Here is an 18,134-nt window from a genome sequence, read left to right on the forward strand (position 1 = left end):
AACCTGAATCCGGCGCGAACCTCAACGATGCTGCGCGCCCGGCGCGCCGATGCGGTCGGCTCCCGCATCGGCGGCGTGCGTGTCCGCCCGGTCGTCGAGCGCGCGTCCGCGCGTCTCGGGCAGCATCAGCACCGCGACGACGACGATCGAATACGCGATCGCCGCGTCGATGCCGATCGCGGTGCCGAGCGGCATGCCGGCCGACATGTGTCCGACGAGCACCGGAAAGCCCGCCGATGCGACGCGCCCGAAGTTGTAGCAAAAGCCGACGCCCGTGCCGCGGGTGCCGCGCGGGTACAGCTCGTTGAAGAGCGCGCCCATGCTCGCCGGGATGCCGGCCGCGAAGAAGCCGAGCGGAAAGCCGAGCACGAGCATCGCGGCGTTGCCGAGCGGCAGGAACAGATACGCGATCACGGTCGCGACGCAGCACGCGGCGAACGCGAGGATCGTGCCGCGCCGCCCGATGCGGTCGAGCAGTTGCGCGCTCGCGATGCAGCCGCAGAAGAACGCGACGATGATGACGGCCAGATAGCCGCCCGTACCGAGCACCGACAGATGCCGCTCGATTTTCAGATAGGTCGGCAGCCACGTCATCAGCGCGTAGTAGCCGCCGTGCGCGCCGACGCCGAGCAGCGCGCCGATCAGCGTCATGCGCCGCATGTCGCGCGAGAAGATGCCGACGAGCGGGGCGCTTGCGCGCGCCGCCGCCGGCTCGTTCGGCGCGCCCGGCGTGCTCGATGCGTGCGATGCGCTCGAAGCACTTGCCGAAGGCTCGACGATCCCGCGCCGCACATAGACGATCAGCAGCGCCGGCAGCAGCCCGATGCCGAACATCGCGCGCCACGCGAGCTCGGCGGGCATCAGCGAGAACGCGAGCGCATAGAGCAGCACGGCGGCCGCCCAGCCGAGCGCCCACGCGCTCTGCACGGCGCCCATCGCCTTGCCGCGATGCTCGGCGCGGATCGTCTCCGCCATCAGCACGGCGCCCGCCGCCCATTCGCCGCCGAAGCCCGCGCCCTGCAGCGTCTTCAGGACGACGAACTGCGGGTAGCTCGTCGCGAACGCGCAGGCAAACGTGCCGACCGAGAAGCACGCGATCGTCCATTGCAGCGTCCGCACGCGGCCGAAGCGGTCGGACAGCATGCCGGCCGCCCAGCCGCCCACTGCCGACGCGACGAGCGTCGCGCCGCCGACGAAGCCCGCCTGCGTGCGCGACAGCGACCATTCGGCGACGATCGCGGGGATCACGAGACTGAACATCTGCACGTCGAGCGCATCGAGCGCCCAGCCGCCGAAGCAGGCCCAGAACGTGCGCCGTTCGCGCGGCGATACGGCGGCGAACCATTTGAACACGGTTGTCTCCTGTGGGGCGTCGGGCGTCGGTCGTTTGCGCCGCTCGCGGCAAAGCGCTTCGCCGGCCGGCCGCGCTCGCTCGCGCGTGCGCGCGGCTAACGGATTTCCGCCTGATAGATGAACTCGCTCGCGGGGCCGCGCGAGCGCCGCCATTCGAGCGGCCGACGGTCGTAACCGTACGCGAGCCGCTCGATCACGACGGCGGGCGTGCCCGGCTCGATGCGCAGCAGGCGCGCATGCACGGGGCCGATCGCCTCGACGGTCAGCGTCTCGGTGGCCGATGCGACGATCTGGTTGCAATGCGCTTCGTAGACCGGATACAGGAGGTCGCCGATCGAGTCGAGCTCGAGCCGCGCGAATGCGGCGAAGCGGTCGTAAGGCAACCAGATCTCCTCGGCGAGCATCGGCGCGCCGTCGATCAGGCGCACCCGCGTCATCGCGATCACCGACGCGCGGGCCGGGATCTGCAGCGCGGCCGCGACGGCCGACGGCGCCTCGACGACCTCGCGGCGCAGGATCCGGCTCTCCGGTATCCGGCGCTCGCCGTGCTTGCTCTGAAAGCGAAAGAAGCGGAACAGCGAACTGTCGAAGCTCGCGCGCCGCACGAACGTGCCGCGCCCCTGGAAGCGTTCGAGCATGCCGTCGGCAACGAGCAGATCGACCGCCTTGCGCACCGTGCCGATCGCGACATCGTAGCGTTTCGCGAGCGCCTGCTCGGTCGGGATCGCTTCGCCCGGCCGCCAGTGGCGGGCGGCGATGAGCGCGGCGAGTTCGTCGCGCAGGCGCTGGTAGCGGGGGAGACGGTCGTCGGTCGCGTGCATGGTTCCTTCCTATTCATCTATATGTTTGCATGACTTCAGCGCAAGCGAATCGGGAGAAACCCGACGGAATGCGCAAATTTTATGCGCGTGGCGCGGGTTATTCCGCATTGCCGTGTTCCGCTAATCAACTAATCATCTAGATGAATTATCGAGCAAGGAGACAGCAGGTGGACGAGTCCTCAACCCGCGAACGGGCGGTCATGACGAAAATCGCGCGGCGGCTGATGCCGCTGCTCGTCGTCATGTTCCTGATCGCGTTCATCGACCGGCAGAACGTCGGGTTCGCGAAGCTGCAGATGGTCCACGCGCTCGGGATGACCGAGACGTCGTACGGGCTCGGCGCGTCGCTGTTCTTCATCGGCTACCTGCTGTTCGAGGTGCCGAGCACGCTCGCGCTGCACCGGTTCGGCGCGCGCCTCTGGCTCGCGCGCATCATGATGACGTGGGGCGTGGTCACGGTCCTGCTCGGCTTCACGCATTCGACGAGCGTCTTCTATGTGTTCCGCTTTCTGCTCGGCGTCGCGGAGGCGGGCTTCTATCCGGGCGTCATCTATTACCTGACGCTGTGGTTCCCGCAGAGCCACCGCACGCGCGTGCTCGGCCTCTTCACGCTCGGCAGCGCGCTCGCGAACATGCTCGGCTCGCTCGCGGGCGGGCTGCTGCTGTCGCTCGACGGCCGGCTCGGGCTTGCCGGCTGGCAGTGGGTGTTCGTCGCGACGGGGCTGCCCGCTGTCGCCGTCGCGCTCGTCGCGCTGCGCTTGCTGCCCGAGTCGGTCGAGCGCGCGACGTTCCTGTCCGACGACGAGAAGCGCGTCGCGCTCGCCGCGCTCAAGCGCGAGGCGTCGCCCGAGGCGGTGTCCGAATCGCCGTGGCGCGCGCTCGTCGACCCGCGCGTGCTGATGTTCGCGCTCGCGTACATGCTGATGTCGACGTCGCTGTACGGCGTCACGTACTGGCTGCCGACGCTCCTGAAGAGCAGCGGCGTGCCGTCGTCGCTGAACGGGCTGCTGAACATGATCCCGTGGGCGATCGCGGCGCTGCTGCTGTTGTGGCTGCCCGCGCGGCTCAAGCGCGAGCGGATCGTGCTGAAGGCGATGGCGATCGTCGCGGGCGTCGGCGTTGCCGGCTTCGCGCTCAGCCTCGCGCTGCCCGGCCTGCCTTGGCGCTTCGCCGCGCTCGTGCTGGGCGGCGCGTGCATCCCGCTGCTGTATCCGTGCTTCTGGTCGCTGCCGCCGCGCTTCTTTTCCGGCGCGCGCGCCGCGGCGAGCATCGCCGCGATCAACTCGATCGGCAATCTGGGCGGCTTCTTCGCGCAGAACCTGATGCCTTACGTCGGCAAGGTCGCGGGCAGCGCGAGCGCGCCGATGCTCGTGCCCGTCGTATGTCTCGCGACGCTCGGCGTCGGCATGCTCGCCGCCGCGTCGATGGCCGGCCGGCGGCGGGCGGCGGGCATGGCGGCCTGAGCGCCGCATGACGCGGCGACGGCGTTGCGGGCGGACCCGGCCGCGCGTTGCGGCATGGGCTGGTCCGGGCGGCGTTGCGCGAGCACGCCGCCCGGTTCGTTCGGCGCGCCGCGTTCGTGACGCGCGTTTCGCTTCAGGCGGCGCGCCCGTTCTGCAATCACCGCCGACGCCCGCTGCGCACTCGGCGCGAAGCGCCGCTCAGGATTCGCTCGTCGCCGCGGTTTTACGCGGGCGGCGCGCACGCGGGGCCGACTTGCGCGGCGCCTTTGCCGGCGCTGCTTCGGTGGCCGATTCGGGGGGCGAAGCGTGTGTCGGTTCGCCGGCCGCGTCCGCCTCGTCGGCTGCGACGGGCGAGGCGGACGCCGCGCGCGCCTGGGTTCCCTTCGCCTTTTTCACAGGGGTCTTGCGTGCGCGCGAGCGTGCGGGTTTCGCCGTGTCGGCTGCCTGCGCTTCAGCCGCTTCGCCCGTGCGAGCCGGTTCGTGCGCGGCTCGCGTTTCATGCGGCTCGTGCGCGCCGTGCGCCGGATGCGTATCGTGCGCGTCGTCCGCTTCGATGTCGGCGTGCGCGTGACCTTCCGCGCCCGCGGCCGTCTCGACGATCAGCGGCATCTGCTCGGGCACGCGCTTCTTCGCGCCGCGGCTCTTGCCGTGCGCCTTCTTGCTCGACGGTTTGGCGAGCGCGTGGTTGTCGTCTGCGGCCGCGGCCGCCTCGGCCGGCCCGATGGCCTCGACGGCCACCGTCTGGATCGGCCGGAACACGAACGTGCCCGACTTGTCGTCGCGCCCGATGCCGAGCAGCCCGCGCGCCTGCGCTTCCTCGAGCAGGTTGCCGAACGCGCGGAACCCGTAGTACGACTCGTTGAAGTCCGGCTTGCGGCGCTTGATCGCGCTCTTGAGCACCGACGCCCAGATCTTGCCGCTCTCGCCGCGCTCGAACGCGAGCGCGTCGAATGTCTCGACGGCGAGCGAGATCGCTTCCGCCTTGCGCGCGTCGCCGTCGTGCTTGCGGTGCCTGTCGTCGTCGGTCGCGCGCTTCGTGCCCGCTTCGGCCTTGCGCGCGTCGCGCTTGGCGAGCGCGCGCTGCTGCTCGCGGGCGAGGTCGTCGTAGAAGATGAATTCGTCGCAGTTCGCGACGAGCAGATCCGACGTCGAGTTCTTCACGCCGACGCCGATCACGCGCTTCGCGTTCTCGCGCAGCTTCGACACGAGCGGCGAGAAATCCGAATCGCCGCTGATGATGACGAACGTGTCGACGTGCGCCTTCGTGTAGCAGAGGTCGAGCGCGTCGACGACGAGCCGGATGTCCGCCGAATTCTTGCCGGACTGGCGCACGTGCGGGATTTCGATCAGCTCGAAGCTCGCTTCGTGCATTGCCGCCTTGAACGTCTTGTAGCGATCCCAATCGCAGTACGCCTTCTTGACGACGATGCTGCCCTTGAGCAGCAGCTTTTCGAGCACGGGCCTGATGTCGAATTTCTCGAACTTCGTGTCGCGCACGCCGAGCGCGATGTTTTCGAAGTCGCAAAAGAGCGCCATGTTGACGCTGTCCTGGGGTAAGGCCATGAGGTCTCCAACCTGAGTGTCGGGTCGATCTAGCGATCGAGAATGGCGCACATGATAGCGGGTCGGCGCGCCTGCGCGGAAATCCGCGTGCCGGGAAGCGGCGAAACGGGCCGCCGCCGCGGCTCAAATCGGAAAACTCGTCGTCGACAGAATCTCCTTGAGCACGACGAACGTGCGGATCTGTCGCACGCCGGGCAGATACAGCAACTGCTCGGCGTGCAGCCGGTTGAACGTGTCGCTGTCGCGCGTGCGAATCAGCATGACGTAATCGAACTCGCCCGTCACGACGTGGCACTCCATGCAGCCGGACACCTTCTGCGCGGCTTGCTCGAATGCGTCGAACGAATCGGGCGTCGAGCGGTCGAGCACGACGCCGATCATCACGAGCATCCCCGCGTTCAGCGCCTTCGGCTCGAGCAGCGCGACGATCCCGCGGATCAGCCCCATTTCCTTCAGACGCTCGACGCGGCGCAGGCACGCGGGCGGGCTCAGGTTCACCTTCGCGGCGAGCGCGACGTTCGAGATCGACGCGTCGCGCTGCAGCACGCGCAGGATCGCGCGATCGACGCGGTCGATGTCCGCGCCCGCCGGTTGGGCGGCGGCCTTCGGCGTGGATTTTTTTGTTGCGCCCATGATCGATGATTCCTAATTTAATTAAGCTTAATATTTATGTGACGTCATAAAAGTAGGTTAACTGGAATATCTTCGCAACCCTGTTATTCCCGATCGTTTTTAACATGAGGCATCGCTGCGGATCGCGATCGGACGGCGCGGCGTGCCGTCCGACGCGTGCCGCGCGCCCGAATCTTCGATGACAGGAGCGATCGATGAATCTCCAGAAATTCCCGCGTTATCCGCTGACCTTCGGCCCGACGCCGATCCAGCCGCTCAAGCGGCTCTCCGCGCATCTCGGCGGCAAGGTCGAGCTGTACGCGAAGCGCGACGACTGCAACAGCGGCCTCGCGTTCGGCGGCAACAAGACGCGCAAGCTCGAATACCTGATCCCCGACGCGCTCGCGCAAGGCTGCGACACGCTCGTGTCGATCGGCGGCATCCAGTCGAACCAGACGCGCCAGGTCGCGGCGGTCGCCGCGCATCTCGGGTTGAAGTGCGTGCTCGTGCAGGAGAACTGGGTCAACTACCACGACGCCGTCTACGATCGCGTCGGCAACATCCAGATGTCGCGGATGATGGGCGCCGACGTGCGCCTCGTGCCGGACGGCTTCGACATCGGCTTTCGCAAGAGCTGGGAGGACGCGCTCGCCGACGTCCGCGCAAGGGGCGGCAAGCCGTATGCGATTCCGGCCGGCTGCTCCGATCATCCGCTCGGCGGCCTCGGCTTCGTCGGCTTCGCCGAGGAAGTGCGCGCGCAGGAGGCCGAGCTCGGCTTCACGTTCGATTACGTCGTCGTGTGCTCGGTGACGGGCAGCACGCAGGCCGGGATGGTTGTCGGTTTCGCGGCGGACGGGCGCGCGGATCGCGTGATCGGCATCGACGCGTCGGCAAAGCCTGCGCAGACGCGCGAGCAGATCCTTCGGATCGCGAAGAATACCGCCGATCGCGTCGAGCTCGGCCGCGACGTCACGAGCGGCGACGTCGTGCTCGACGAGCGCTTCGGCGGTCCCGAATACGGGCTGCCGAACGAAGGCACGCTCGAGGCGATCCGGCTGTGCGCGAAGCTCGAAGGCGTGCTGACCGATCCCGTCTACGAAGGCAAGTCGATGCACGGGATGATCGAGAAGGTGCGGCTCGGCGAGTTTCCCGCCGGCTCGAAGGTGCTGTATGCGCATCTCGGCGGCGTGCCCGCGCTGAACGCGTACAGCTTCCTGTTCCGCGACGGCTGATTGATGCGCATCGGGCGCGCGCGTTCGCGTCGATGAACGGGGCCCTCGATTTGCATCGCAAAGCGTCGGCGGCGCGCTGGTGGCAGCCGCCGTCGTCGCCGACGCTTGTGTGCGTCGTCGGCGACGACACGCTGCCCGCCGCGTGTTGCGGCGCGCTCGCGAAGCGGCTCGCCGGCGTCCCGCAGATCGCGTTGCTCGGTTGCGCCGAACCGGCGCGGCTGCATGCGCTGTGGCTAGACGCGCGTTCGCGCGCGAGCGCGCGCCTGCCTGCCGACGTCGCGCCGCTCGAGCGCGCGCTCGGTGCGCTGTCGCGCGATGCATGGCTGCTGTTGTGGTCGCAGCAACCGCAGTCGCTCGACTGGATCGGCGGCGTGCACGGGAATCGGACGCTCGTCGTCCGTCATTGTCCGTTGACGTGCGACGAGACCGAGCTGCAACGTGCGGCCGACGCGGCGCTGGCGGCGCTGCGCGCGGCGGTGCGATTGCGGATCGACGCCGAGTATTGAGGCCGAGAGTATCGAGGCCGAGTATCGAGGCTGAGTATCGAGGCCGGGCATTGACGCCGTCGAGGCGTCCCGCGGCGTTCGGACGGCGTCGGCGACATCGCGAAGCCGGCACGATTCGCCATTCGCGACGCGCGTTCGCGCCGTTCCCGTCAAATCCCGATCGGCGCGGCCGCGCGCTTGCCGGGTGCGAGCGCGCGCGTGTATTGCATCGGCGTCATCCCGAACGTGCGCTTGAAGTGGTTGCAGAGCGCGCTTTGATCGTAGAAGCCCGACGTCAGCGCGGCGTCGGCGAGCGAGCGGCCCGCCTGCAGCTCGCGCAGCGCCGCGCGCAGCCGCAACTGGTTCAGGTATGCATGCGGCGTGAGGCCGATCACGCGATTGAACGCGGTGATCAGTTGGAACGACGTCAGGTTCGCCGCCGCCGCGATCTGCTCGAGGGTGAGCGCATGGTCGAAGCTGTCGTTCATCAGATCGAGCGCGGGCTTCAGGATCGGCAGGTCCGCCTTCGCGCCGAAGCCGAGCCCGGCCTGGAGCCCGTGCCGCGAGAACAGCGTGCCGAAGCTGCTGACGAGCAGTTCCTGCTGCAGCAGCAGATCGTCCTGTTCGTCCATCGCGCGGTGCAGGGTCAGGAACTGCTCGACGAGCTGAGGATCGTTGAGCACGTTCGACGTGAAGAAACGCGGCTGCTCCATGCCGAGCAGCGTCAGCACGCGGGACAGGCCGGCCTCCGCGAGGTAGAACGACCGATAGCGCCAGCGGCTGCTGCCGCCCATGCGCCCCGAGTGCGGCTCGCACGGGTTGAACACGAGCACGGCGTCCGGTTCGGCGAGCCGCGTTTGCCCACGGCTCTTGAACACGGAGCCGCCGACCTCCGTGACAGCGATCACGAGCGAATCGTGCACGTGCGGCGCGTAGTCGTGCGTGGTGAAGTCGGCGAGCAGCAGATCGACCCCGGAAATGCCGGGTGAGTGCCAGTAACGCGACTGGTTGCGATGGTCTAGCTTGGCCACGGTCGAACCCCGATTCCGATGAAACGAAACAGCCGGCGGCGGACGGTGCCGCTCCGAGCGCGCCGCTCGGCGTCGCGCGCGCCGGCAGGCCTTCCGATGTCGTCAGCGCGCGTAAGCATCGCGCGACATGCAAGTTCCGTACCGCGATGCGCCGCCGCGCCGGTCGCCGCCGGTCGCGCGCCGCGCGTCGACGGCGATATTTTAGAGGGAATCGCCACGGCGATGCGAAACCGGCATCCGATGTCGGATCGCGCTTTTCGCTTGCGCAAGTTGGGTAATCGCGCCGCCGGGGAATATCGATCGTCGCGCGATATTTTCTTGTGCAAGGCGATGCACCATGAAAATACGTTTTTCCGATAAAGCACAAAACCAGTGCGAATCGATAAATCGAATCGCGGGAATATCGATCGCCAGTTAAATTGAGGGCGGCGATCAATAATAAATGCCGACGTCAATTTGGCCGCCTTTTTCCAATTTCCCAATATTTGTGTCACAAAAATCCGCTGCGAAGCCGAAATGGATTTGCACGAGCGCGGCAGCCGTTCCTGCAGTCATTCCCGCGGTCATTCCCGCGGTCATTCCCGATTCGCACAGCGGTTTCCGCGGCCGAATCCGCAGGCCCGGCGCAGCCGCCGTCGGGCGGCGACGACGGCGTTCGGCGCGACAGCGCGTTTCACGCGGCGCGCATCGATGCGCTGCGGTTGCATCTCGGAAAAAACGGCGCGTTTCAATTTTATCCAATACAGCTAAATAAGGTCGCCATAGTTTTGCGTCGAAGGTTGCCGCATTTTAAAACTCGAAAAGGGGTTGCCATGCAAAACGTCGATCGTCCGACTGGTTCTTCGCTCGCAGGTGCCGCCATTCTGCTGGAGATCGGCTCCGCATACGGAGTCGTCGATTTCATCCGGCATTCGAAGGGTTTCGACGTGGCCGCGCTCGCCGAGCGCAGCGGAATCGACCGGCCGGTGATCGCCGAATATGTCGACGCGATGCGCGAGGCCGGGCTCCTGAGTCTCGCGAAATCGGGCGAGCGGGACATCTATCGGCCGGCCGACGATTTTCCCGACGTCGTCAACGACGTCGGCTACCTGTCGTGGGCGCTCCTCGCGTGCGCGCCGCTGATCCTCAATGCGCGCGAATTCGCCGCCGACAACGCGCTCGCGCAGGCGCGCCATCCGCGCGACGGCGGGCTCGTCGCGCGCACGTCGAAATGGATGGGCGAACTGTCGTTCTATCCGCAGCCCGAGCGCGCGATCCTGAAGCTGCGGCCGAAGAAGATCGTCGACCTGGGCTCCGGCTCGGGCGGCTTCCTGATCCGGATGCTGCATCAGCTCGACGGCGCGCGCGGCGTCGGCGTCGATCTCAGCGCGACGGCGACCGAGCAGGCGAAGCAGGCGGCCGAAGCGAACGGCTTCGCCGGGCGGCTCGAATTCCTGCATCGGCCGATCCAGTCGCTGATCGACGATCCGACGCCGCTCAAGGGCGCGGACGTCGTGCACGCGGGCTTCGTGATGCACGACCTGCTGCCCGCCGAGGAGCGCACGCTCGACGCGCTGCTCGAAACGTGCCGCGAGCACGCGTCGAGCGGCACCGTCGTGATCGTCGACGCGGTGCCGCTCGCGCCGGACCAATGGGAGCGTTCGTTCGCCGCGGCCTTCAATCACCTGCACCGCAACTTCATGTCGCGCCGGCTGCTGAGCGAGACCGAGTGGCGGGAGAAGTTCGAGAAGGCGGGTTTCGGAAACGTCGCCGTAGAAACGCTCGGCCACCCCGGTGGCCGGATGATTCTGGGGAGCGCTTAGGAGGAGATGTTCTTCGTTGTCTTGGGCCGATGTAGTTACTTCCGAGGAGTGTGTCATGCCGATCACTGTCGATGAACTGGTTCAGAAAGTCAAAAGCCATCGCTGTTATACCCACCCGGTGTTCATGAACTGGGCGAAGGTCGATCCCGAGCCGAAAGTCGTCGGGGCGCTGTTCCATCAGATCCAGAATTTCTGCGCGTCGACGCGGCCGGGCTGGAATTTCCCGCAGGCGCTCGCCGATCACGGGCTGCAGAAGCAGAGCGAGCTGATGAACGAAATTGTCGACAGCGAATCGGGACACGGCCCCGAGCTCGCGACGATGGCGGGCTACATCGTCAATCGCGCGGCGGGCAGCGCGGTGATTCCGGATCTGTACGATCAGGCGGCCGTCGAGGGCGTGCTCAAGCACTATTCGGACGAACTGCTCGGCTCGCTGCCCGGCTACGACGACGAGACCGGCCTCACGACGCAGGTGCGCCGCGCGATCAGCGTGTTCGAGCGCCGCAAGCTCGTCGACGTCGAATCGACGTACCGCAATCTCGGCACCGCGCTCGCGCTCGAAATGATCTCGAATCGCCAACTGATCCCGGGCGAGAAGCACTGCCTCGTCGACAGCGGGCTGTACGACGCGACGCTCGAGGTGCCGGAGATGCACTACCTGCTCGAGCACTGGGGCGAGGTCGGCGCCGAGCAGCAGCACGAGGAGAACGCGCGCGCCGCGGTGAAGCCCGCGCTCGAGTCCGAGCATGCGGCGCTCGTGATCGAAGGCGCGGAGGAGTTCCTGAACGCGCTTGCGAGCGTATGGGATCTGCTCGATGCGTCGCTGCTGGAATCGGGCTACGTGAAGAAGGCGGCGTGACGATGCCGGGCACGGCGCCGCGAGGCGCCGTCTTCCCCATTCTTGCAGTGCGAGGAAACCATGACGGCATATCTGCTGGGCAGGATGGCGATCAGCGACCCGTCGAAGTACGCGCGTTACAAGGCGCTGACGCCCGACATCATCGCGCGCTTCGGCGGCCGGTTCCTGACGCGCGGCGGCGACAAGCTGACGCTCGAAGGGCCCGCCGACGAGCGCCGGATCGTGCTCGTCGAGTTCGCGGATGCGGACGCGGCGGCGCGCTTCTATCACTCGGCCGATTACCAGCATGCGAAGTCGCTGCGCGAGGGGGCGGCCGACATGCAGTTGATGATCGTCGGCGGCTTCGAGCAGAAATGACGGCCGGCTCGGGCCGCCCGCCCGCCGCGGCGCGCGGGCGCGATCGACGAACGGAGGCGACGCATGCGCGACGTGACCAATGACGAACAGCGATCCGGCGGATGGGGGGCGTTTCCCGTGGGCGCGCCGCCCGACGGCGACGCCCCCGCCGCATTCGCGACGCCGGAGACGGTCGGGCGCTGCGTCGACGAGTTGCGCACGGTCGTCGGCGAGCGGCTAGTCGTCGGGCGCGCGGTGCGCGAGCAGCACGGCAAGGACATTTCGTTCCATCCGGGCGCGCCGCCCGACGCCGTCGCGTTCGTCCAGTCGACGGCCGAGGTCGCCGCGATCACGCGCGTGTGCCACCGGCTGCGCGTGCCGCTGATTCCGTTCGGCACCGGCACGTCGTGCGAGGGGCACATCGCCGCGCTGCGCGGCGGCGTGTGCATCGATCTGTCCGGCATGAACCGGATTCTGCGCGTGAGCACCGAGGATCTCGACTGCACGGTCGAGGCGGGCGTGACGCGCAAGCAGCTCAATGCGCATCTGCACGACACGGGGCTGTTCTTCCCGATCGATCCGGGCGCGGACGCGTCGATCGGCGGCATGTGCTCGACGCGCGCGTCCGGCACGAACGCGGTCCGCTACGGGACGATGCGCGAGAGCGTGCTCGCGCTCGAAGTCGTGCTGCCGAACGGCGACGTGACGTCGGTTGGCTCGCGTGCGCGCAAGTCGGCGGCGGGCTACGATCTCGCGCGCCTGTTCGTCGGCGCGGAAGGCACGCTCGGCACGATCACGGGCGTCACGCTGCGGCTGCATCCGCGGCCGGACCAGGTGTCGGCCGCGGTGTGCGGCTTTGCCGACCTGAAGGCCGCGGTCGACTCGGTGATCGCGATCATCCAGAGCGGCGTGCCGATCGCGCGCGTCGAACTGCTCGACGCGATGCAGATTGCCGCGTGCAACCGCTATTCGAAGCTGAGCCTTCAGGAGCGGCCGACGCTCTTTTTCGAGTTCGCGGGCTTCGGCGCCGCCGTCGACGAGCAGATCGGCTGGGTCGGCGAGATTTGCGCGGGCCACGGCGGCAGCGAATTCCGCTGGGCGTCGCGGCCGGAGGAGCGCAGCGCGCTGTGGGCGGCGCGGCACGACGTCTGGTGGGCGACGCTCGCGCTGCGACCCGGCTGCGAAGGGATGCCGACCGATTCGTGCGTGCCCGTGTCGCGGCTCGCGGAGGCGGTGCTCGCCGCGCGCGCGGACGTCGACGCGCTCGGCCTCGTCGCGACGATCTGCGGGCACGTCGGCGACGGCAATTTCCATGTTTGCATCGTGATCGATCCGGCCGACGCGGACGAGCTCGCGCGCGCGACGGAGCTGAACCGGCGGCTCGCGCTGCGCGCGATCGCGCTCGGCGGCACCTGCACGGGCGAGCACGGCGTCGGCTACGGGAAGATCGGCTATCTGGAGCGCGAGCATTCGACGTCGCTGCAGTTGATGGCGGCCGTCAAGCGGGCGCTCGATCCGAGGGGCATCATGAATCCGGGCAAGGTGCTGCACCACGACCGTTATCCGCCGTTCGACTGAATTCTGGACAGCGCGCGGGCGGGGCGAGCGGCCGATCTGGCCGTGCGCGGCCCGACCCGGCGGGCCGGCCGCCGAACGAACGCGGCGCCACGTGCGCCGCGACGATCGGGCCGGCGTGCGCCGCGCGGTGCGCGACCCGTCGCCCGCGGTTCGCGCGTCCGCTTACCGGCCGTGCGCGACCGGCTCTGCGCAGCCGCCCCTCCTATCGACCATCCGCCACCGGCCACCGGCCGCGCCGGCGCAAGGCGGGCGGCGATCGGCATCAAATTTTCGCCAATAAGCTCGCTGAGACTTCTGACATCTTTCATTCATCAGCCAGGTGGAGCTTATGAATCGATTGTTCTGTCAAGACGACCCCGACACGCTGCTGCTGGCGGGCACGGTGGTCGACGCGCGGCCGGGCGCGGTGCGCCTGTCTCAGCATCCGTTCTATCCGGGGGGCGGCGGCCAGTTGCCCGATCTCGGCACGGTCCAATGGGAAGGCGGCGTCGAGACCGTCACCGGTTTCAGCGAGGACGAAGGCGGGCTCTGGATCGAGCTCGCGAATGGCGTCGAGATCGTCGGTCACGTGCAGTCGAGCGTCGACGCCGCGTTCCGCCGCTCGATGCGCGAGCTGCACACCGATCTGCACGTGCTCAACGCGCTCGTCTATCGCGATTTCGACGGCGCGCTCGTGACGGGCGTTCAGATGAACGCCGACCGCACCGCGCGCATCGACTTCGATCTGCCCGACGCCGACAACGATCGCCTGCGCGCGCTGGAGGCCGAATTGAACGACGTCGTGCATCGCGATCTGCCGGTGCGCACGCGCTACGTGCCGCTCGCCGACGCGCAGCAGGAAAGCGGGCTCCTGCGCTCGCGCTCGGTCGCGCCGCCGCCGACGGCGGACGGGCTCGTGCGGATTGTCGAGATCGACGGCCTCGACAGCCAGGCGTGCGGCGGCACGCATCTCGCGTCGACGGGCGGCTCGAGTCCGGTCCGGATACTGAAGATCGAAAACAAGGGCCGCTCGAACCGCCGCGTGCGGCTCGGGCTGGAGCCGAGATGACGCAGCGCCTCTTCGCCGCGGTGTGGCGGCGGCCGGTGTGGCTGCTGTGGGTGCCGCCCGCGTTCTGGGCCGGCAACGTCGTGCTCGGCCGCGCGTTCAGCACGAGCTTTCCGCCCGTCTCGCTCGCGGTCGGCCGCTGGCTCGTCGCGCTCGTCGCGCTCGCGCCGTTCGTGTGGCGCGACGTGCTCCGCGAGCGGCAACTGCTGCTTCGGCACTGGAAGCTGATCTGGGCGTGCGGCGCGCTCGGGATCGCTGGCTACAACGCGCTCGCGTACGTCGCGCTGCGCTCGGTGCCGGCCGCGAGCGTCGCGTTCCTGAACTCGACGCTGCCGCTGATGGTGCCGCTCGCCGCGGCGCTCCTCGGCGTCGAGCGGATCACGTCGCGCGCGATCGCCGGCATCGTCGTGTCGTTCGGCGGCGTCGCGTGGATCGTCGCGCGCGGCCACTGGGAAGATCTCGTCGCGCTGCGCTTCGATCACGGCGAGCTCATCGTGATCCTCGCGACGGCCAACTACGCGATCTATTCGGTGCTGCTGCGGCGCAAGCCCGCGGCGATCAGCCCGCTCGCGTTCCTGACCGCGACGATGGCCACCGGGCTCGCGGTGCTCGCGCCGTTCTGGGTGCTGGAGCTCGCTGGCGGCGCGCGCATTCCGTTCGATCCGAAATCGATCGGCGCGGTGCTCTATATCGGCGTGTTCGCGTCGCTGATCGCATTCATCCTGTGGGGCCATTGCGTGCAGGTGCTCGGCGCGACGGTGACGGGCGTGTCGTTCCATCTCGTCGCGCTGTTCACCGCGGTGCTCGCCGCGATGACGCTCGGCGAGCCGGTCCATTCGTATCACCTCGTCGGCATCGCGCTGATCCTGTTCGGCTTCTTCGTCGCGACCCGCTCGGCGCCGGGCGTTCGCTCCGCCCCGAACGCACGTTCGCTGTGACCCGGCCGGGCCGCGGCGGCCCGGATGCCTTTTCGGCGGACGCAATCGGGCGTCCGCCTGTTCGCGCGCCTCGGAGGGGCCGATGTCCGAATACAAGGAAACGCTGAACCTGTTGCAGACGCCTTTTCCGATGAAGGGCGACCTGCCGCGCCGCGAGCCCGCGCTCGTCGAGCGCTGGGCGGCGCAGCGCGTCTACGCGCGGATGCGCGCGGCGGCGGCGGGGCGGCCGCCGTTCGTGCTGCACGACGGGCCGCCGTATGCGAACGGCGACATCCACATCGGGCACGCGGTCAACAAGGTGCTGAAGGACATCGTGCTGAAGAGCCGCTTTCACGCGGGCTACGACGCGCAATGGATTCCCGGCTGGGACTGCCACGGGATGCCGATCGAGCACAGGATCGAGCAGCAGAACGGCCGCGGCCTGCCGGCGGAAACCGTGCAGCGGCTCTGCCGCGAATACGCGTTCGAGCAGACCGAGCGGCAGCAGCGCGATTTCCTGCGGCTCGGCCTGCTCGGCGATTGGCCGCACGCGTTTCGGACGATGGACTTCCGCACCGAGGCGAACGAGCTGCGCTTTCTCGAGCGCATACGCGGGCGCGGGCTGCTGTATCGCGGGCAGAAGCCGGTGAACTGGTGCGTCGATTGCCAGTCGGCGCTCGCGGAGGCCGAGCTCGAATACGCGCAGAAGACCTCGATTGCGATTCACGCCGGGCTGCGCGTGCGCGATCCGGTCGATTTCGCATCGCGCTTTCGCTGCCATCCGGTCGCGGACAAGCCGGCGATGCTCGTCGTGTGGACGACCACGCCGTGGACGCTCCCCGGCAACGCGGCGGCCGGCGTGCGCGCCGATGCGCCTTACGGGCTGTACGACACGCCCGAGGCGCTCTTCGTCGTCGCGCAGCCGTTGGCCGACGCGCTGTTCGCGTCGCTCGGCGTCGGTTACGAGCTGTGCGCGCTCGCGCAGGGGCGCGATCTCGTCGGCCTCGCGCTCGGGCAGCCGTTCTTCGCCGGGCGCGACGTGCCTGTCGTCGCGGCCGAGTTCGTCACGCTCGACGCGGGCACGGGCATCGTCCATCTCGCGCCCGCGCACGGCGCCGAGGACGCCGAGCTGTGCCGCCGGCTCGGCATGACGGGCGAGAACGTCGTGGACGGCGCGGGCCGGTTCGTCGCCGATCTGCCCGAGATCGGCGGACTGGCGCTCGACGAAGGCGTCGCGCGCATCGTCGCGAAGCTGCGCTCGGACGGCGCGCTCGTGCGCGAGACGGCGTTCGAGCACGCGTATCCGCACTGCTGGCGGCACAAGACGCCGATCCTGTTCCGCTCGACGCCGCAATGGTTCATCGGCATGGACATCGGGGCTGGAGGGGGCGCGGAGGAAGCGGAGGAAGCGGAGCAATCGGGGCCTGCCAGGACGCTGCGCGAGACCGCGCGCGACGCGATCGCCGACGTGCCGTTCTATCCGCCGTCCGCGCGGCAGCGGATGGAGGCGATGATCGACGGCCGGCCCGACTGGTGCGTGTCGCGGCAGCGGACCTGGGGCGTGCCGCTGCCGTACTTCGTCAGGCGCAGCGACCGGTCGCTGCACCCGCAGACCGCGCGGCTCGTCGAGGAAGTGGCCGCGCGCGTCGAGCGCGACGGCATCGCCGCATGGACGCGGCTGCGGCCGGCCGAGCTCGGCGTCGACGAGAACGAATACGAAAAACTGTCCGACACGCTCGACGTCTGGTTCGACTCCGGTTCGATCCACGCCACCGTCTATCGCGACGCGGCGCGCCCGGACGCGGGCGGCTATCCGGCGGACCTGTATCTGGAAGGCGCGGACCAGCATCGCGGCTGGTTCGGCTCGTCGCTGATGACGGGGTGCGCGGCGGACGGCCGCGCGCCGTTCCGCGCGATCCTCACGCACGGCTTCGTCGTCGACGGCGCGGGGCGCAAGATGAGCAAGTCGCTCGGCAACACGGTGAGCCCGCAGCAGATCGCGAGCACGCGCGGCGCGGACATCCTGCGCCTGTGGATCGCGAGCACCGACTACGCGGCCGAGATGTCTATCTCCGACGAGATCCTCGAGCGCGTCGTGGAGACGTACCGGCGCATCCGCAACACGTTGCGCTTCCTGCTGCAGAACGTCGCCGATTTCGATCCGGACGACGACTCGGTTTCCGCCGAGCGTCTCCTCGACGTCGACCGTTACGCGCTCGCGCGCTGCCGCGAGTTCGTCGACGCGTGCCGCAGCGCGTATGCGCGCTACGACTTCCTCGCGGTGACGCGGCTCGCGCACGGCTATTGCGCGGAAGAGCTCGGCGGCTTCTATCTCGATGCGCTGAAGGACCGGCTGTATGCGAGCGTCGCCGACGGCGTCGAGCGGCGCTCCGCGCAGACCGCGCTGCGCAGCGTGCTCGCGAACCTGCTGATCTCGATCGCGCCGATCCTGAGCTTCACGGCCGAGGAGGCGTGGGCGGTGCTCGCGGGCGGCGAGGGCGAGCGCGACAGCGTGTTCCTGCAGACGTGGGACGAGCACGCGCCGCCGCCGCTCGACGATCGCGCGGTGCTCGCGCGCTGGGCGCACGTGCGCGCGCTGCGGCCGCACGTGACGAAGGCGCTCGAGGAGGCGCGCGGCGCGGCGCTCATCGGGCGCTCGACCGAGGCGGACATCGTCATTCGCGCGCCGCGCGACGTGCTCGATGCGCTGGCGCCGCTGCGCGGCGAGCTGGCCGCGGTCTTCATCGTCGCGGGCGTGACGCTCGCGACGGCCGACGAGATCGCGGTGGCGGTCGCGCGCACAAGTCTCGCGCGCTGCGGGCGCTGCTGGCGGCACGAGCCGACGGTCGACGCGCACGCGGGCGACGACGCGCTCTGCGAACGCTGCCGGCATGCGTTGTCGCGGCGGGTGCTCGCCTGTTAGCGACGATTCGGCTCGATCGGCGCCAATCGTAGCCAATCGGCCCGGGCGCCGCCGCATGCGCGTTCGGCGCGCCGCCGCGGGCCGTCCACCCGCGTCGTCCGTCCGCCGCCGCGC

At 68.8% G+C, this 18,134-nt stretch carries 16 protein-coding genes; 10 read left to right on the plus strand and 6 right to left on the minus strand.

The window, feature by feature from the left end; genetic code table 11:
- Positions 1-21: 21 nt before the first annotated feature.
- A complete protein-coding gene (locus WT16_RS28390) occupies positions 22-1,353 on the minus strand; it encodes an MFS transporter (RefSeq protein WP_063534756.1) in 1,332 nt (443 codons plus the stop codon).
- 95 nt (positions 1,354-1,448) lie between these two features.
- Entirely contained in the window at positions 1,449-2,174 is a 726-nt protein-coding gene (locus WT16_RS28395; protein WP_015603895.1) for a GntR family transcriptional regulator, read from the minus strand.
- A 200-nt stretch (positions 2,175-2,374) separates the two neighbouring features.
- Between WT16_RS28395 and WT16_RS28400 the strand changes: the two genes are divergently transcribed.
- Positions 2,375-3,637 carry an MFS transporter gene (locus tag WT16_RS28400; RefSeq protein ID WP_061083823.1) on the plus strand — a complete coding sequence of 421 codons (1,263 nt, stop codon included), beginning with the start codon at positions 2,375-2,377 and terminating at the stop codon, positions 3,635-3,637.
- 198 nt (positions 3,638-3,835) lie between these two features.
- Here WT16_RS28400 and WT16_RS28405 read toward each other — a convergent pair whose 3' ends face one another.
- Both WT16_RS28405 and WT16_RS28410 read right to left on the minus strand, forming a co-directional pair.
- Positions 3,836-5,173: an NYN domain-containing protein gene (locus WT16_RS28405; protein ID WP_063534757.1), complete on the minus strand. Its 1,338-nt coding sequence runs from the start codon at positions 5,171-5,173 to the stop codon at positions 3,836-3,838.
- 150 nt (positions 5,174-5,323) lie between these two features.
- Positions 5,324-5,833 carry an Lrp/AsnC ligand binding domain-containing protein gene (locus tag WT16_RS28410; protein ID WP_006027020.1) on the minus strand — a complete coding sequence of 170 codons (510 nt, stop codon included), beginning with the start codon at positions 5,831-5,833 and terminating at the stop codon, positions 5,324-5,326.
- Positions 5,834-6,027: 194 nt separating this feature from the next.
- On the opposite strand from WT16_RS28410, the gene WT16_RS28415 reads away from it, so the two are divergent.
- A complete protein-coding gene (locus WT16_RS28415; RefSeq protein ID WP_015603150.1) occupies positions 6,028-7,044 on the plus strand; it encodes a 1-aminocyclopropane-1-carboxylate deaminase in 1,017 nt (338 codons plus the stop codon).
- Positions 7,045-7,076: 32 nt separating this feature from the next.
- Positions 7,077-7,550, plus strand: a complete 474-nt coding sequence (locus WT16_RS28420) for a hypothetical protein (protein WP_063534758.1) — start codon at positions 7,077-7,079, stop codon at positions 7,548-7,550.
- A 149-nt stretch (positions 7,551-7,699) separates the two neighbouring features.
- On the opposite strand, the gene WT16_RS28425 is transcribed toward WT16_RS28420, so the two are convergent.
- Both WT16_RS28425 and WT16_RS34635 read right to left on the minus strand, forming a co-directional pair.
- On the minus strand, positions 7,700-8,560 hold the full coding sequence (locus WT16_RS28425; RefSeq protein ID WP_015603742.1) for an AraC family transcriptional regulator: 861 nt from the start codon (positions 8,558-8,560) through the stop codon (positions 7,700-7,702).
- Entirely contained in the window at positions 8,548-9,054 is a 507-nt protein-coding gene (locus WT16_RS34635) for a hypothetical protein (RefSeq protein ID WP_197486521.1), read from the minus strand. Before WT16_RS34635 ends, WT16_RS28425 begins: the two co-directional genes overlap by 13 nt.
- A gap of 318 nt (positions 9,055-9,372) precedes the next feature.
- Here WT16_RS34635 and WT16_RS28430 point away from each other — a divergent pair, with 318 nt between their 5' ends.
- From WT16_RS28430 to ileS, 7 genes are all read left to right on the plus strand, one after another.
- On the plus strand, positions 9,373-10,362 hold the full coding sequence (locus WT16_RS28430) for a methyltransferase domain-containing protein (RefSeq protein WP_006027024.1): 990 nt from the start codon (positions 9,373-9,375) through the stop codon (positions 10,360-10,362).
- Positions 10,363-10,417: 55 nt separating this feature from the next.
- On the plus strand, positions 10,418-11,221 hold the full coding sequence (locus WT16_RS28435) for a hypothetical protein (protein ID WP_009915228.1): 804 nt from the start codon (positions 10,418-10,420) through the stop codon (positions 11,219-11,221).
- A 60-nt stretch (positions 11,222-11,281) separates the two neighbouring features.
- The gene (locus WT16_RS28440; RefSeq protein ID WP_006027026.1) at positions 11,282-11,578 is read left to right on the plus strand and encodes a DUF1330 domain-containing protein; all 297 of its coding nucleotides are present in this window, start codon (positions 11,282-11,284) and stop codon (positions 11,576-11,578) included.
- Between the two features lie 63 nt (positions 11,579-11,641).
- Complete coding sequence (locus WT16_RS28445; RefSeq protein ID WP_015602484.1) at positions 11,642-13,135, plus strand: FAD-linked oxidase C-terminal domain-containing protein; 1,494 nt, start codon at positions 11,642-11,644, stop codon at positions 13,133-13,135.
- 328 nt (positions 13,136-13,463) lie between these two features.
- Positions 13,464-14,183, plus strand: coding sequence for an alanyl-tRNA editing protein (locus tag WT16_RS28450; protein WP_015603364.1), 720 nt, complete (start codon positions 13,464-13,466; stop codon positions 14,181-14,183).
- Complete coding sequence (locus tag WT16_RS28455; RefSeq protein ID WP_006027029.1) at positions 14,180-15,118, plus strand: DMT family transporter; 939 nt, start codon at positions 14,180-14,182, stop codon at positions 15,116-15,118. Before WT16_RS28450 ends, WT16_RS28455 begins: the two co-directional genes overlap by 4 nt.
- 82 nt (positions 15,119-15,200) lie before the next feature.
- The gene (ileS, locus tag WT16_RS28460) at positions 15,201-18,020 is read left to right on the plus strand and encodes an isoleucine--tRNA ligase (RefSeq protein WP_063534759.1); all 2,820 of its coding nucleotides are present in this window, start codon (positions 15,201-15,203) and stop codon (positions 18,018-18,020) included.
- Positions 18,021-18,134 lie beyond the last annotated feature (114 nt).

This window comes from Burkholderia sp. MSMB1589WGS, assembly GCF_001636105.1.
In the GTDB taxonomy this organism is placed as follows: domain Bacteria; phylum Pseudomonadota; class Gammaproteobacteria; order Burkholderiales; family Burkholderiaceae; genus Burkholderia; species Burkholderia humptydooensis.

Bases quoted from the DNA above. Each gene is read 5' to 3' on its own strand.
- WT16_RS28450 (WP_015603364.1), top strand. From the start codon at position 13,464: ATGAATCGATTGTTCTGTCAAGACGACCCCGACACGCTGCTGCTGGCG.
- WT16_RS28420 (WP_063534758.1), top strand. From the start codon at position 7,077: ATGAACGGGGCCCTCGATTTGCATCGCAAAGCGTCGGCGGCGCGCTGG.
- WT16_RS28440 (WP_006027026.1), top strand. From the start codon at position 11,282: ATGACGGCATATCTGCTGGGCAGGATGGCGATCAGCGACCCGTCGAAG.
- WT16_RS28455 (WP_006027029.1), top strand. From the start codon at position 14,180: ATGACGCAGCGCCTCTTCGCCGCGGTGTGGCGGCGGCCGGTGTGGCTG.
- WT16_RS28435 (WP_009915228.1), top strand. From the start codon at position 10,418: ATGCCGATCACTGTCGATGAACTGGTTCAGAAAGTCAAAAGCCATCGC.
- ileS (WP_063534759.1), top strand. From the start codon at position 15,201: ATGTCCGAATACAAGGAAACGCTGAACCTGTTGCAGACGCCTTTTCCG.
- WT16_RS28410 (WP_006027020.1), bottom strand. From the start codon at position 5,833: ATGGGCGCAACAAAAAAATCCACGCCGAAGGCCGCCGCCCAACCGGCG.
- WT16_RS28395 (WP_015603895.1), bottom strand. From the start codon at position 2,174: ATGCACGCGACCGACGACCGTCTCCCCCGCTACCAGCGCCTGCGCGAC.
- WT16_RS28400 (WP_061083823.1), top strand. From the start codon at position 2,375: ATGACGAAAATCGCGCGGCGGCTGATGCCGCTGCTCGTCGTCATGTTC.
- WT16_RS28415 (WP_015603150.1), top strand. From the start codon at position 6,028: ATGAATCTCCAGAAATTCCCGCGTTATCCGCTGACCTTCGGCCCGACG.
- WT16_RS28445 (WP_015602484.1), top strand. From the start codon at position 11,642: ATGCGCGACGTGACCAATGACGAACAGCGATCCGGCGGATGGGGGGCG.
- WT16_RS28430 (WP_006027024.1), top strand. From the start codon at position 9,373: ATGCAAAACGTCGATCGTCCGACTGGTTCTTCGCTCGCAGGTGCCGCC.
- WT16_RS28405 (WP_063534757.1), bottom strand. From the start codon at position 5,173: ATGGCGCTCTTTTGCGACTTCGAAAACATCGCGCTCGGCGTGCGCGAC.